The organism is Phyllobacterium sp. 22552, from assembly GCF_052044585.1.
Lineage (GTDB): Bacteria > Pseudomonadota > Alphaproteobacteria > Rhizobiales > Rhizobiaceae > Phyllobacterium > Phyllobacterium ifriqiyense.
Window position 1 is genome coordinate 512,640 of record NZ_JBQENG010000001.1, and the last position, 14,478, is coordinate 527,117.

General features: G+C 51.8%; 10 protein-coding genes. 5 read left to right on the forward strand and 5 right to left on the reverse strand.

The features are described 5' to 3' along the window. Positions 1 to 27 precede the first annotated feature (27 nt). The gene (gene secD / locus ACTJI9_RS02595; protein ID WP_115052629.1) at positions 28 to 2,562 is read right to left on the reverse strand and encodes a protein translocase subunit SecD; all 2,535 of its coding nucleotides are present in this window, start codon (positions 2,560 to 2,562) and stop codon (positions 28 to 30) included. A gap of 92 nt (positions 2,563 to 2,654) precedes the next feature. After that, the gene (locus ACTJI9_RS02600) at positions 2,655 to 3,080 is read right to left on the reverse strand and encodes a hypothetical protein (protein ID WP_307286033.1); all 426 of its coding nucleotides are present in this window, start codon (positions 3,078 to 3,080) and stop codon (positions 2,655 to 2,657) included. Positions 3,081 to 3,287: 207 nt separating this feature from the next. Here ACTJI9_RS02600 and ACTJI9_RS02605 point away from each other — a divergent pair, with 207 nt between their 5' ends. From ACTJI9_RS02605 to ACTJI9_RS02620, 4 genes are all read left to right on the forward strand, one after another. Further along, on the forward strand, positions 3,288 to 3,983 hold the full coding sequence (locus ACTJI9_RS02605) for a 2OG-Fe(II) oxygenase (protein ID WP_354344065.1): 696 nt from the start codon (positions 3,288 to 3,290) through the stop codon (positions 3,981 to 3,983). A gap of 66 nt (positions 3,984 to 4,049) precedes the next feature. Then, a complete protein-coding gene (locus ACTJI9_RS02610; protein ID WP_440805800.1) occupies positions 4,050 to 5,282 on the forward strand; it encodes a urate hydroxylase PuuD in 1,233 nt (410 codons plus the stop codon). Next, entirely contained in the window at positions 5,275 to 6,582 is a 1,308-nt protein-coding gene (guaD, locus tag ACTJI9_RS02615; protein ID WP_337354554.1) for a guanine deaminase, read from the forward strand. The genes ACTJI9_RS02610 and guaD overlap by 8 nt, the downstream gene beginning before the upstream one ends. A 56-nt stretch (positions 6,583 to 6,638) precedes the next feature. Beyond that, positions 6,639 to 7,850 carry an NAD(P)/FAD-dependent oxidoreductase gene (locus ACTJI9_RS02620; protein WP_440805803.1) on the forward strand — a complete coding sequence of 404 codons (1,212 nt, stop codon included), beginning with the start codon at positions 6,639 to 6,641 and terminating at the stop codon, positions 7,848 to 7,850. 2 nt (positions 7,851 to 7,852) lie between these two features. Here ACTJI9_RS02620 and ACTJI9_RS02625 read toward each other — a convergent pair whose 3' ends face one another. From ACTJI9_RS02625 to ACTJI9_RS02635, 3 genes are read right to left on the reverse strand one after another with little or no spacing between them, the layout of a single operon-like run. Further along, a complete protein-coding gene (locus tag ACTJI9_RS02625; RefSeq protein ID WP_440805806.1) occupies positions 7,853 to 8,440 on the reverse strand; it encodes a sarcosine oxidase subunit gamma in 588 nt (195 codons plus the stop codon). Next, the gene (locus tag ACTJI9_RS02630) at positions 8,433 to 11,420 is read right to left on the reverse strand and encodes a sarcosine oxidase subunit alpha family protein (protein WP_440805808.1); all 2,988 of its coding nucleotides are present in this window, start codon (positions 11,418 to 11,420) and stop codon (positions 8,433 to 8,435) included. The genes ACTJI9_RS02625 and ACTJI9_RS02630 overlap by 8 nt, the downstream gene beginning before the upstream one ends. Beyond that, the gene (locus ACTJI9_RS02635; protein WP_115052637.1) at positions 11,420 to 11,695 is read right to left on the reverse strand and encodes a sarcosine oxidase subunit delta; all 276 of its coding nucleotides are present in this window, start codon (positions 11,693 to 11,695) and stop codon (positions 11,420 to 11,422) included. The genes ACTJI9_RS02630 and ACTJI9_RS02635 overlap by 1 nt, the downstream gene beginning before the upstream one ends. A gap of 234 nt (positions 11,696 to 11,929) precedes the next feature. Between ACTJI9_RS02635 and ACTJI9_RS02640 the strand changes: the two genes are divergently transcribed. After that, the gene (locus ACTJI9_RS02640) at positions 11,930 to 14,419 is read left to right on the forward strand and encodes a mechanosensitive ion channel family protein (protein WP_440805812.1); all 2,490 of its coding nucleotides are present in this window, start codon (positions 11,930 to 11,932) and stop codon (positions 14,417 to 14,419) included. The last annotated feature ends 59 nt before the right edge of the window (positions 14,420 to 14,478 follow it).

Here is a 14,478-nt window from a genome sequence, read left to right on the forward strand (position 1 = left end):
TAGCGACAAATATTAAATTGCGCGCTTTCAGCCTTGGGTGACTGCCTTGTCAGTAGAACCGATGCGATGGGCATGGTTCTTTTCCCACCATGTCCCGAGAAGGAGCAAGATTGGCGCTGCGATAAACAGCGATGAACTCGTTGCGATAATGACGCCAAACAACATAGGGAGCGCGAAGTTCTCTACTGCTTTTCCGCCCCAGATTGCCATTGGCAGCATGGCGAGGAAGACGGTCAAGGACGTGTAGATACAACGCGCCAAGGTCTGGTTGATCGACAGATCAATGATCTGGCGCAGAGGCATCTTTTTGTGGATTCGCAAATTTTCGCGCATTCGATCATAGACGACCACCTTATCGTTCACGGAATAACCGATAATCGTCAACAATGCCGCGATGGCTGTTAGGTTGAAATCGAGACCCAACAGGGCAAAGAAGCCGACTGTTTTCGTTGTGTCGAGGATCAGGGTCGCAATGGCGCCCAAGGCAAAGTGCCATTCAAAACGCCACCAAATGTAAAGCAGCATTGCAAGGCTGGCGAGAACAACCGCGATAATACCTGAACGCGCCAGTTCTCCACTGACTTTCGGTCCAACAACTTCGGAACGCTCAATCTTTACACCCGGATCAAGCTCTTCAACAGCAGCTTTGACCTTTGTTACAGCTGCAGTCTGCGCCTCTTCGCCACCTTCCTGACGCTGCACGCGGATCAGGACCTGGCTATCGCCGCCAGCTTGCTGCAATGCGACTTCACCGAGTCCCAATCCTTCCAGCTTTTCGCGCATCGAAGCGAGTTCCGCTGGTTTGGATGTGGTGACTTCGACCTGGATACCGCCCTTGAAGTCGATACCATAATTGAGGCCGGGATGGATAAACAGAATGATGGATGCGATGGAGAGAAAGATAGAAACACCAATGCCGAAGAATCGAGCATTCATGAAAGAGATATTGGTGTTTTCTGGCACAAGCTTGAACAGGTGCTCGATGTGAATTGTCTTCATCTTGCGGCGGCGAACGATAGCCATCGTGATGATGCGAACCACCGTAACCGCTGTGAACATGGACACGAGCGCGCCAATGATCATTGTAATTGCAAAACCGCGTACAGGCCCGGTGCCGAAAAGGAACAGGAGGAAGGTTGCGATAAGATGCGTGGCATTGGCATCAATAATGGTCGAATAGGCAAGCTTAAAGCCACGATCCACTGCGGCCATCGCGCCTATGCCTTTGCGCGCCTCCTCACGGATACGCTCGTTGATAAGGATGTTTGCGTCGACCGCAAAGCCGATACCAAGGATGATAGCGGCGATACCGGGGAGTGTAAGCGTTGCACCGATCAAGCTCAGAATTCCGAATGTCAGAATAACATTCAGTGCAAGAGCAAAATTGGCGATCAGACCCCAGCCACTATAAAGAATGAAGATAAAGCCGACGACAAGCGCAAAGCCAATCAAACCGGTCAAAAGGCCCATCTTGATGACGTCGCCGCCAAGATCCGGACCAACAGTTCGTTCTTCAATGACGGTCAGAGGTGCAGGCAGAGCGCCGGCGCGAAGAAGAGCGGCAGTAGTAACAGTGTCCTGAACGGTGAAATTGCCGGTTATTTGGCCTGAACCGCCGGTGATCGGTACCTGAATGACAGGCGCTGTCAGGACTTTCCCGTCAAGTACAATCGCGAAGGGGCGGCCGACATTCTGGCTTGTTATCTCGGCAAATTGACGGGCGCCAATATTGTCAAACCGAAAGGATATGATCGGCTGGTTGGTCTGCTGATCAAAAGCGGCGCGTGCGTCCGTGAGGCGTTCACCGCTAAGTGCAACGCGATCTTCGACGGGATAAGTCACGCCCGGCTCTTTAGCGTCAGGAAGAATGGAAACGCCCGGGGGAGGTGCTTCCCCTGTGTTGCGGTCGGCAACCATATGGAACGTCATTTTGGCAGTGCTGCCGAGCAGCGCGCGCAATTGGCTTGGATCCTGTAGCCCTGGAAGCTGGACAACGATACGGTCTGAACCGACGCGCTGGATGGATGGTTCGGCAACGCCGACCTGGTCAACACGTCGACGAACGATCTCCAAGCTCTGGGTCAGCGCATTGTCGAGCTTATCCTTCATGCCCGCATCAGTAAGCGTGAGGCGGATTTGGTTGTCATTGGTTGCGATATCAATGTCGCTAACCGGCGCCGCAAATCCGATCTGCGCAACCTGTGTCGTCAGCTCGCGAAGTGCTGTCGTCGCGGCATCACGCTGTGCAGGATCGGTGATTGTAACGACAACGCTGTCGCCAGCGATCCGAACAGATTGTGGTTGAATTTTTGCTGTGCGCAAACGACCGCGGGCATCATCCAGGATGGAACGAATGCGATCCTTTTTCAGCGCGGCAGCGTCGACTTCCAGGACAAGATAGGAGCCGCCGCGAAGATCGAGACCGAGCGCAACCTGTTTTTTAGGAAGCCAGTTCGGCATCGCATCAAGCTGTGCCTTGGTGAACATATTAGGGAAGGCAAGAACAATGCCCGCAAGGATAATAAAAATATAGGTCCAAAGAACCCATCTAGAAGTGCGCATATCTGTGTTCCATTACGAAAAGCGGGGCACGCTGCCTTGACTGACGGCTGCCGGAATTTGGTTCATCATTTCCCTGATGAGAAACGGAGATATCAAGCGGTGAGCGGCGGCGCTCTAGCGCTGAAAAATGAATGATAATCCAGTATTCGACTGGACCCAAGCTGTTCTGGCTCTGCCACAACTTTTTGAACTATAACGAGTTGCGATTCTCCGGGCAAAAGTCCGTCTTGTGATCCGGCGTCAGCGTGCAATCCGCTTTTTATCTTCAGATGCAGCGTTTCGAGAGCAACGACCCGCAACGGTCGCTGGGCTGGCACGGATGAGCTATCAACTTCACGAGCGATTCGTGTCGTGTTCTTTATGGGGGTGCGAATATCCGTTGATGAGATATTTGCATCGCGATCGACCACACAGCCAGCACCAAATGTCGCGCTAAGAGTGGAGAGAATCCAGAAAATAGAAATCAGGAGCGGAGCAGTGCCGCGTGTTCCCGTCTTCCTATTTCCAAACAAATTCATGGTTTATCCCGTAAAAACAGAGCGGGGTGCAAAGCACCTCGCTGCGTCCTTCTTTATGAAGTCTGACTCCCCGAGTCACTTAAAATCGTCGTGTAATGTGTAAATGCCAGCAAAATATGGCGTTCAGCAGGAAACGGGTGGAAGAATATCCACAATGCGGCACGCTGCTCCCGGATAAGAACTGAGGAGATTTACGTGTTACATAAATTGGATACTTCCAAAATAAACTGGGCCGCGGCCGAAACTGAACTCGATGATTTCGGCTGCGCGCTGCTCCCCGGTCTGCTGTCTCAAGCAGAAACTCGACAGATCGCAATCGCATATAAAGATGATAACCAGTTCCGGAAGCGCATTGTCATGGCGCGACATGGCTTTGGGCGTGGCGAGTATAAATATTACAACTACCCGCTACCGGATGTCATCCAGGAACTGCGCTCCACGCTTTATCCACCGTTGGCAAAAATCGCAAATCGTTGGAACGAATGGATGGGCATCGACATTCGCTATCCCGATCAGCACAAGGCCTTTGTTGAAAGATGCCATGCGGCTGGGCAAGACCGCCCCACGCCACTTCTTCTGCAGTATCGCGAAGGCGACTATAATTGCATGCATCAGGATATTTATGGTGAACACACTTTTCCGCTACAGGTTGCGATTCTATTGTCACAACCTTGGGATGATTTCAGCGGAGGCGAGTTCGTTCTGACCGAGCAGCGCCCACGGATGCAATCGCGTGCTGAAGTCGTTTCTCTTAAACAGGGCGATGCGGTGATCTTTCCGGTCAGTCAACGCCCGGTGAAAGGCTCGCGAGGATATTACCGCGTGAATATGCGTCACGGCGTAAGCCGTTTGCGTTGGGGACAGCGGAATACGTTAGGGATTATTTTCCACGATTCCCGATAGCCGGACCAGTTGCATCGGCTCGCGAACGACCGCATTGTAGCGCGGTATGGGACGTGTGGGGTGTCGATGGATTATCTGATTTTCTGGGAATGGCTCAGTTTTGCTGCCCGTTGGCTACATGTGATCACAGCCATTGCGTGGATAGGGTCGTCATTCTATTTCATTGCTCTTGATCTTGGTCTGCGACGCCACGTCAATCTGCCCCAAGGGGTAAATGGTGAAGAATGGCAGGTCCATGGCGGTGGCTTCTATCACATTCAAAAGTACATGGTCGCGCCGCCCAATATGCCTGAGCATCTGATCTGGTTCAAATGGGAATCCTATGCCACTTGGCTCTCCGGATTTACATTGCTTTGCATCGTTTATTATGCGGGTGCCGATCTTTATTTGATAGATCCCAATGTCTTGGATGTGTCGACGCCCGTCGCGATTTTAATATCCCTTGTTTCGCTTTTTATCGGCTGGCTGATTTATGATCTGCTGTGCCGTTCTCCGCTTGCCTCCAACGATACCGCACTGATGATCGTTCTTTATGGGGTGATCGTTTTTATGGCTTGGGGTTACACGCATCTCTTTACCGGACGGGCTGCTTTTCTGCATCTCGGCGCTTTCACCGCGACAATTATGTCAGGCAATGTTTTCCTGTTGATTATCCCTAATCAGAAAATCGTTGTTGCTGATCTCATCGCTGGAAAGACACCTGATCCAAAGCTTGGGAAACAAGCAAAACAGCGATCAACACACAATAATTACCTGACGCTTCCAGTCATTTTCCTGATGCTGTCCAATCACTACCCCCTTGCGCATTCCACGCAGTTTAATTGGGTTATTGCCGCGCTGATCTTCATCATGGGTGTTCTTATCCGGCACTATTTCAATTCCAAACATGCGGGAAAGGGCAATCCGCATTGGACGTGGCTTGCAACAACCATTCTTTTCATAATTGTCATCTGGCTGTCGACTGTGCCCAAAGTGCTGACTGGAGAGGAAAAGGTTTCTCGCGCTGCTCAACCATTTCTTGCAGCACGTAATTTCGAGCACGTTCGGGATACTGTCATGGGACGTTGTTCAATGTGCCATGCCGCAGAGCCGTCTTGGGAAGGTATTGTGCTGCCCCCAAAGGGCGTGCGCCTCGACACAGCCGAACTGATCGCGACCCATGCCAACGAGATTTACATTCAGGCCGGGGTGAGCCATGCAATGCCTCCCGGTAATCTGACCTGGATAACCGATGATGAACGTGCGCAAATCGTTGCGTGGTATCGTGATGGAACATTGAGAAAACCGGCAAATGACTGAAATATTGCTCCGCGGACGGGTCCTGACTTTCCACGATGAACCTTTGGAAGGCGAAGCCAGCACGGATACGTACGCATATATAGAAGACGGTGGTCTGCTGATACGAAATGGCAAAATAGTTGCACTGGACGACTATTCAGCTTTGCGGGCAGGCGAGGGACGAAATGTCGAAGTCGTAGACCATCACCCGCATCTTATCGTGCCAGGTTTTATTGATTGCCATATTCATTATCCCCAGATGCAGGTGATAGGATCCTATGCCGGGGCATTATTAGAATGGCTCGATAAATATACCTTTGTCGAGGAGCAAAAATTTGCAAATCAAGGACATCCGGAACGAATAGCCTCCGCTTTTTTTGATGAGCTAATCCGGCATGGGACGACGACTGCCGCCGCCTATTGTTCTGTGCATAAAGCGTCCGTCCAAGCCTTCTTTACTGAGGCGCATAAGCGCAATATGCGTATGGTCGCGGGCAAGGTGATGATGGATCGCAATGCGCCATCAGGTCTGCTGGATACGCCGCAGTCGGGTTATGACGAGACCAAGGCTCTGATCAATGAGTGGCATGGGAAGGGTCGTCAGCTTTACGCTATAACGCCACGGTTCGCACCGACATCGACACCCGAACAGCTCGAGATGAGTGGCGCGCTGGTGCGTGAATTTCCGCAACTGCACGTGCAGACGCATTTGTGCGAAAATATGGCTGAGATCGCTTTCGTTGCAGAGCTCTTCCCCTGGAGCCGTGATTATACCAATGTTTACGAACATTACGGGTTGCTTGGTCCCAAGACATTGCTTGGTCACTGCATTCACCTGACCGATGCCGAGATTGGTGCCATCGCCAATAGCAAATCAGTTGCAGTCTTCTGCCCAACCTCAAATCTCTTTATTGGTAGCGGGCTTTTCGATCTTGGCCGATTGAAAAAATCAAATGTCCGGAATGCACTCGCCACGGACGTTGGAGGAGGTACATCCTATTCGATGCTACGCACAATGGATGAGGGCTATAAGATACTAAACATCCAAGGGCAGCGGTACCATCCGCTCAGATCCTTCTATCAGGCGACGCTTGGCAACGCTCGTGCTTTATCTTTGGACGGTGTTATCGGATCATTCAAACCTGGTGCGGAGGCTGATTGCGTTGTTCTTGACGCACGCGCCACATCCGCCATGCGCGTGCGGATGGAGACGATAGAGACGTTGGTCGAAGAGCTGATGTTGTTGCAAACGATGGGTGACGACAGAAGTGTTGCAGAAGTCTACGTAACAGGAAAAGCATCCAAAAGCACGTTGACCTAGGAACGAAGCTTGGTGTCGGACGTTTCGAACGAGCACTGCATTGTTCGGGAATTTTCATGACAACACAGCATCGGCGTTTGAGAACCGGCCAGCCAATCTGGTTGGGTAAACCCGCAACAGGCGTGAAATTTGATGCTTTAATGGATGATATCAGTGTCGATATCGCCGTTGTCGGTGCGGGGATAAGCGGTGCACTTATAGCCGAGAATCTTACGGAGGCTGGCTATAGTGTGGCAATTTTCGATCGTCGCAAACCAGTGATGGGTTCGACACCGGCGAGCACAGCCTTGTTACAATTCGAGATTGATATGCCGTTGCATAAATTGGCAAAGCGCATCGGCCTAAATAACGCCGAACGCGCATGGCGATGCTCGAAACTGGCGGTCGATGCGATGCGAGAGCGAACTCGAAATTTGGGCATTTCGTGTGAAATGAAGAATAGGGATTCGCTTTACATCGCTGGTGATGTGCTGGATGCGAAGGGGCTGCATCGGGAATTTCTTGCCCGCCAGCGAGCAGGTATTGAGACGACATTCCTCCCCCAAGCTGACCTTCAGACAAGATTTGGAATAGACCGTGAGGCAGCACTTATGAGCTTTGATAATATCGAGGCTAACCCCCGTAAGCTTGCCCTTGGCTACTTGAAAAAGGCAATTGATAGGGGAGCTCACATTTATGCTCCTGTTGAAGTGGCAAATGTTGAGCCAAGATCGCGCGATGTTCTGGCGACAACCGTTGAAGGTCGGAAAATCCGCTGCAAATATCTTGTATCAGCGACCGGCTATGAACTACCCGCGCACATACCAAAAAAAGGACACCGTATTATTTCGACATGGGCACTTGCGACTGTGCCGCAACCTGAAAGGCTATGGCCAGAACGCTGCCTCATTTGGGAGGCTTCCGATCCCTATCTTTACATGCGGACGACGCAGGACGGGCGAGTTATAGTTGGGGGTGAAGATGAGGAATTCGAAGACGAGAGAAAACGTGATGCCAAGCTCTCATCCAAAACTCATACTCTATTGACTAAACTCAAAAAGATGTTCCCCAAATCAATAGCCGAAGCCGATTACGCTTGGACAGGAAGTTTTGGCTCAAGCACTACCGGATTGCCCTTTATTGGCGCAATTCCCGGAATGGATCGATGCTATGCAGTTCTCGGATATGGCGGTAACGGCATCACATTTTCCATGGTTGCATCACAGGTCATCCGCGGGCTGATAAGCGGAGATGGTCACCCCGACGAAGATGTCTTTGCATTCAAATAAGACTATTCCACACGATAGCCGACCTCTTCGGCTGCGTGCCCAAGGGTTAACCAGAAGGAACGCGCAAAAGAGCGGAAAACGTAAAGATCAAAACTATTTTCGTCTATACGTTGGATCAGAGTATGAATGTCGTGATGTAATGTTGCCCGGCCGGTTCCAACAGGAAAAGCATGTTCGGAGAAATCCAGTGCAAACAGCTTGGCTAGCACCCATTCCACGCGCGATCCGCTTATACGAATAACCGTACGCCCATGCGTTAACGCAACGATTGTTCCAAGATCGGTCGAAATGGCAGCGCGCAAGCGCTGCTCGAGATCTGGAGTTGCTCCCGTAACCATGAAACGTCCTGGCGCAAAACCAAAAACAGATTTTTCGCCAGCAACCCGGCCATGCCCGGGCTTATTTTGAACGATAACACCGGTCGCACTGCCAATTGCCGTTAAAACCGTTGGAATGGTGTTGTTCCAGGCGGTCACCTGAATGAGAGAAATGTTGGTCCGCTCATGCAATGTTATGCCAACGCCGCCAGCAGCATTGCCATGATCTCCCGGGATAAACGTGGCCCCAAGCGGTGATTGAAGATCAACCATGCATCCGGCTCCCATCCTTGTCGAACATGTGGTGGCTCACGATCTCGACCGCGCCGTGCTTGTCGCGCAGGAGATCGGTAGCGAAGGCTCGTTTTCCGATCATCGATGTTCCATGTTTGACCAGTGCTAATGCGATGTATTTGCCCAATGCCGGCGAATAACACGCAGCCGTTACGTGACCGAAGCTGTCGGCGGGTTCGCGGGGTGTCTTATCTGACACAATGTGACTACCCCCGTTGATTGATTGATTATCGAGCGAAATAAGACCGACAAGTGATAACCGATGCTCGTCTTTCAGGCCGGGTCGATTAATCATGGCCGAGCCAATATAGGTTTTTTTCTTTGAGAGCATCCAGCCAAGATGAAGATCATGTGCTGTGGTTCGCCCATCGATCTCCGCGCCCGTCACGTGACCCTTTTCGATACGCAATGTTCCAAGTGCTTCCAATCCATAGGGGACAATGTCGAATTGTTTACCCGCAGCTATAAGCGCCTCCCAAATACGCGTTCCATGCCCAGCGCCAGAATAGACTTCGTAAGCCAGTTCCCCAGAGAACGACAGACGGCAGATCATCACCGGAATATCGGCAATGCGACCATGAACAATACCCATAAATGGCAAGGCCGTATTGTCCACTTTGGTTCCGGTAACGCATGTTTCGAGCACGGAACGCGATTTGGGGCCTGAAATAGCGGCTCCAGCCCAAACGTCGGTTACGGATGTGACATGGACACGCAGTTCCGGCCATACGCAGTCGAGATAATATTCCAGATGTTGCATGACCGGACCGGCATTGGCCGTCGTGGTTGTCATCAAAAATTGGGTTTCGCCAAGACGCCATGTGGTGCCGTCATCAAAAACGATACCATCCTCACGCAGCATGAGACCGTAGCGCGCCTTTCCGACAGGAAGCGTCGAGAACATATTGGTATAAACACGGTCGAGAAATTCCGCCGCGTCGGGCCCCTGAATATCGATCTTGCCCAATGTAGATACATCGACAATGCCAACGCCCTCACGCACGGCGCGGGCTTCGCGCGTATATGCCTGCTCAATGGTTTCGCCGTGGCTACCATAGATCATGGGACGATGCCAAAGGCCGGCTTCGTAGGTCTTGGCGCCAATCGAGATGTGCCAATCATGCATTGGAGTCAGCCGATGGGGGCGCAGATCACCATAGCGCTCTCCAGCGATGGCGCCCATGGACACAGGCGTAAATGGCGCACGAAATCTCGTAGTGCCAGCATCAGGAATTGAGATGCCGCGAATGTCGGCCATGATGGCAAGGCCGGGGACATTTGAAGTCTTGCCCTGATCTGTTGCCATGCCAAGAGTGGTATAGCGTTTGAGATGCTCGACCGAATGAAAACCTTCGCGATAGGCGAGGCGAATATCACTTGCGGTTACGTCATGCTGAAAATCGACAAAAGCTTTCTGCGATTTTCCGGCTGGTTCGATCTCAAAGACTGGTGCAGGAGAACTATCCAGCATGGGTGCCTCCACACTCGGCAGAACAAGTCTGCTTTTGGCCGAGCCCTTGGTGGCCGCATCTGAAAGAACGCTGATTGTATCCATGTAGCCAGCAGCTGACCCGGTGACGACCCAGTTCTGGTTGGGTTCTGGCGCGAGGAAAGCTTGTAAATCCTCATCCCACTCGGGTTTTCCACCGGCTTGGCTAGCAAGGTGAATGACCGGCGACCACCCACCGGATACACCCAGACAGTCAGTTTTTATCTCCCGTGGAGCACCAGATATCCGTCCTGTCGTCATATTGAAATGCTGGACAGTTATAGCGCTTAAGGATTTTCCAGCATGGGTGCCGGTGACGGCCGATCCGAGTAGCAATTCAGCACCGAGAATATTGGCAATATCCCTGCAAGCGCCAGATATGTCGGGACGGACGTCGACAATAGTGGTTACTGCAATGCCAGCCAGTGACAATGTTCGCGCTGCGTCATAGGCGCTGTCATTATTGGTGAAGAAGGCAACGTTCTTTCCCGCCGCCACGCCATACTCGACAGCAAAGCGGCGTACAGCGTCGGCCAGCATGACTCCGGGACAATCATTGCCGGGGAAAACGATTGGACGTTCAAACGCGCCTGTTGCGAGAATGGTTTTACCCGCGCGAATTACCCAATGACGTTGGCGCGGTTGTCCCTTGGTTCGGTTTGGCTTGTGATCAGAAACGCGCTGGACAGCAGTTAAAACGTTTCCGTCATAATATCCCCAGACAGAGGTGCGGGTCAGAAAGCGAACGTTCGGGAGATTTGCAAGGGCCTCGGCTTTTTCGCGTGCCCAAACTGCCGGATTACGTCCGTCAATGATTTCGCCGGAAGCTAATAGAGAGCCACCAGCGACAGGTCGCTCTTCCGCAATAATAACCCGTGCTCCGGTTGCGGCTGCGGCTTCAGCGGCGATAAGGCCTGCGGGGCCGCTCCCTACTACAAGCACATCGCAAAATGCATTCATTCGCTCGTAGCGGTCTGGATCAGCGGCGATGCCTGCTTTTCCAAGCCCCGCCGCGCGCCGGATAAACCGTTCGCAAAACATCCAGAAGCGAGTGCTTTTCAACGGGCCAATCGCCGGGCCCATAAAGGTTTTATAGTAGAAACCTGCTGAGAGAAGCGGGCCTGCCAGCTGGTTGACGGCCATCAGATCATGTTCAAGCGACGGAAAACGGTTCTGGCTTTGAACGGCAAGGCCATCAAAAATTTCCAGCTCGGTGGCTCGCACATTAGGCTCGCGAACATCGCCTGAAATGATTGTGACCAGCGCATTAGGTTCATCACTGCCTGCTGCAAGTAGGCCGCGCGGACGGTGATATTTGAAAGAGCGTCCGAAAAGCGTGACGCCATTGGCAAGCAATGCCGAAGCGAGCGTGTCACCTGGATGGCCGCTATAGGCCCTGCCGTCGAATGTAAATCCAACGGATTTAGCGCGCTCAATCTGCCCGCCATTTGGAAGTCGCGAACTTGTCATCACTGGTCTCCCGCGTGTTTACTGTCGCGTGCAAAGCCAACCGATGAAATCGAATGGGTCGACATATCGCGGGTAACGACCAGATGCTGACGGCAACCGCCCGTATGCAGCCAGAATTCGCGATGGGATTTTGCCGGATTGGAACGATCGTAAATATAAGCATTCCATAGGTTCTGGTCTGTCGAACTTGGATCAGGCCTCTTGCGGGTCGCGTCGCCCTGATAGGTAAACTCAATAACGTCGCGCGGACCACAATAGGGGCATTTGATAATCATTGTTTCATGTCCGATAAGCGAATCGCTGGAGTTATTATTATGATGGTGGCGTGAATCGCGTACAAACAGAAGACAGGATATGTAGGCTTTTGCAAAGACGCGAACCGCGGTTTTAACAATATGCTATTGTCAGCCGGGTACAATCATCAGTATAGCGGCGATGACTGTCATGGAACCGACCCCGTTTTTCTTGATCACGCCTTGATTGTGCCGAGAAGAGGGGGCAAGTCGACAATGAAACTCTCCCTGCATGGATTTGAACCTGTGATTTCTTCATTTCGGCAAATTATTCTCGCCTTCGCAATGTTTCTGGCCGTCGCCTTACAAACACATTCGACCTGGGCCCAGACTGCTGAGCAGCCAGTCGCCGCTGCTAGTTCTGGCATTGTTGCCGAACAGCGTCCCCTCATCGATGATCTAAAAAAGCAGATCTCCGGTTATCAGCAGAAGTTCAAGGACAAAGCGGATGCAGATGCTGCACTGGCCGATCTACGTCTTGACTTGGAAGCGACGGCAAAAAAGCTTCTCGAGATCGGCGTATCATTTCGTCCTCGATTGACTGAAATCAACTCGCGTTTGGAACAATTGGGTCAGCCTCCCGCACAAGGGCAACCGGCCGAGGCGCAGATTGTCACTGACGAGCGGACAAGACTGACAACCGAAAAAGCGGAAATCAATGCTGTTCTTGGAGAAACCGAGGATCAGTTGATCGCCGTTAACAAAATGGTTGATGCTATCAGCGATGCCAGGCGGGAGCTGTTTGCGAACACACTGTCTCAACGCGTCGATATAAATTATTCGCTGGGGAGTGAAGTGGCGGAAGCTTACGGCCGCGAACTGCAAACGATGAACCAGCGCATATCATCATGGTGGCGTTTTGTTATCGCATTCAAATGGCAATCCATGCTGGCGGCCGCAGCAATGGCTGCCGTAACAGCATTGGTGCTGTTGATTGGCGGACAGCGAGTCTTGGGTCATCTTTATTTGCGCGATGCAACGGTTGAGGCTCCCTCATATCTTAGCCGGTTGGCAGTGGCATTCTGGTCAACCCTTATGCGCTCGCTAACCGTTGTGGTTTTCCTTGCCACCACCTATTTCTTTCTCGACTATTTCAATGTCCTCAGAGAAGATATTGCTTCTCTTTTCTACACTTTATTCAGCGTTATCGGGATCGTCTATTTTGTTCATGCCTTGGCTCAGGCGGTTATCTGTCCGGGCGCGCCCAATTGGCGGCTTGTGCGGGTTGCTCCTCGGCCCGGCCGCATATTGATGGTTCTCATTACGGCAACCGCCACCATCACGGGCTTGGATTATCTGGCGGACACAATTAACCAGATCGCAACATCGCCTTTGTCACTGACAGTGGCCAAAAGCCTCTTTGCCACAATATTGGTTGGTCTTCTCATCTTTTCGATCGCCTTGCTAAAACCGCTGGAAGATCAGGAAACGGGTAAGGTCAAGCCATGGCCTAAGACCATAAGCTACTCTCTATACATTATCGCATTATTGCCGGTTGTTGCTGCCCTGCTTGGTTATATCGGGCTTGCGCGCTTTGTTTCGCAACAAGTCGTTATAAATGGTGCAGTCGTTGTTACAATGTATCTCGGTTTTCTGACCGCTCGGGCCGTGTCAGACGAAAATGCTCTGTCAAGCACAGTGTTTGGTAGGGCTATTCAAACCCGTTTTGGTATGGATGAAACAACGCTGGACCAGCTTGGGCTTGCAGCCAGTATTGTTATTTATGTGTTTGTCCTCCTGTTGGGCATACCGGTTATATTGCTGTTGTGGGGCTTCCAGTGGAGCGAAATGACGGCCTGGTTCCTCAATGTCGCCACTGGCTTTCAGATCGGATCAGTCAACATCTCGCTTGTGGCGATTGCCATAGGCATTTTGCTGTTTGCAATGTTCTATGCCTTCACGCGTTGGTTTCAGGGATGGCTCGATACAAAAGTCATGGCGCGTGGCAAGCTCGATTCCGGCGTGCGCAATTCCATCCGCACCGCAGTTGGTTATCTGGGCCTGGGTATAGCAGGTGTAATTGGTATTTCAGCCGCTGGTATCAATCTATCAAGTCTCGCTCTGGTTGCTGGTGGTCTATCACTGGGTATCGGTTTTGGTATGCAGGCGATCGTGTCCAACTTCGTTTCCGGTCTTATCCTTCTGGCCGAGCGTCCGTTCAAAGTAGGAGACTGGATCGAAACGGCCGGCGTTGGCGGTATTGTGAAGAAGATCAGCGTGCGCGCAACCGAGGTGGAAACCTTCCAGCGCCAGTCAATAATTATCCCGAACTCTTCGTTTATTAATGGCAATGTCGGCAACTGGACCCATCGCAACAAATTGGGCCGTGTCGAAATTGCGGTTGGCGTTTCCTACAAGTCGGACCCTAAACGCGTTTATGATGTGTTGATGGAAATCGCACGGGCACAACCTCTCGTGCTCAAAAACCCCGAACCGTTCGTAGCCTTCAAGGCATTAACATCTTCTACGATGGATTTTGAACTGCGCGTTCATCTTGCCGATCTGTCAAACTCCGGCACCGTTCAGAACGATATCCGGTTCGCGATGATTGATCGTTTTGCCGAGGAGGGGATAGAAATTCCCTACCCGGCACGGGACGTGAAGCTCAATCTGGAAGAGGCAGATGTTCTGATTGAAGCATTGACCAGCAGGATCAAGGCCGAGATCACGTCTGAGGCCAAGAAGCCGAAACCCAAACCTGTTTAGACCTTGGCAGAATGAAGGCAAAATAACGGAGTGTTCAGTTGCCGTTCAGTTTGTTGCCG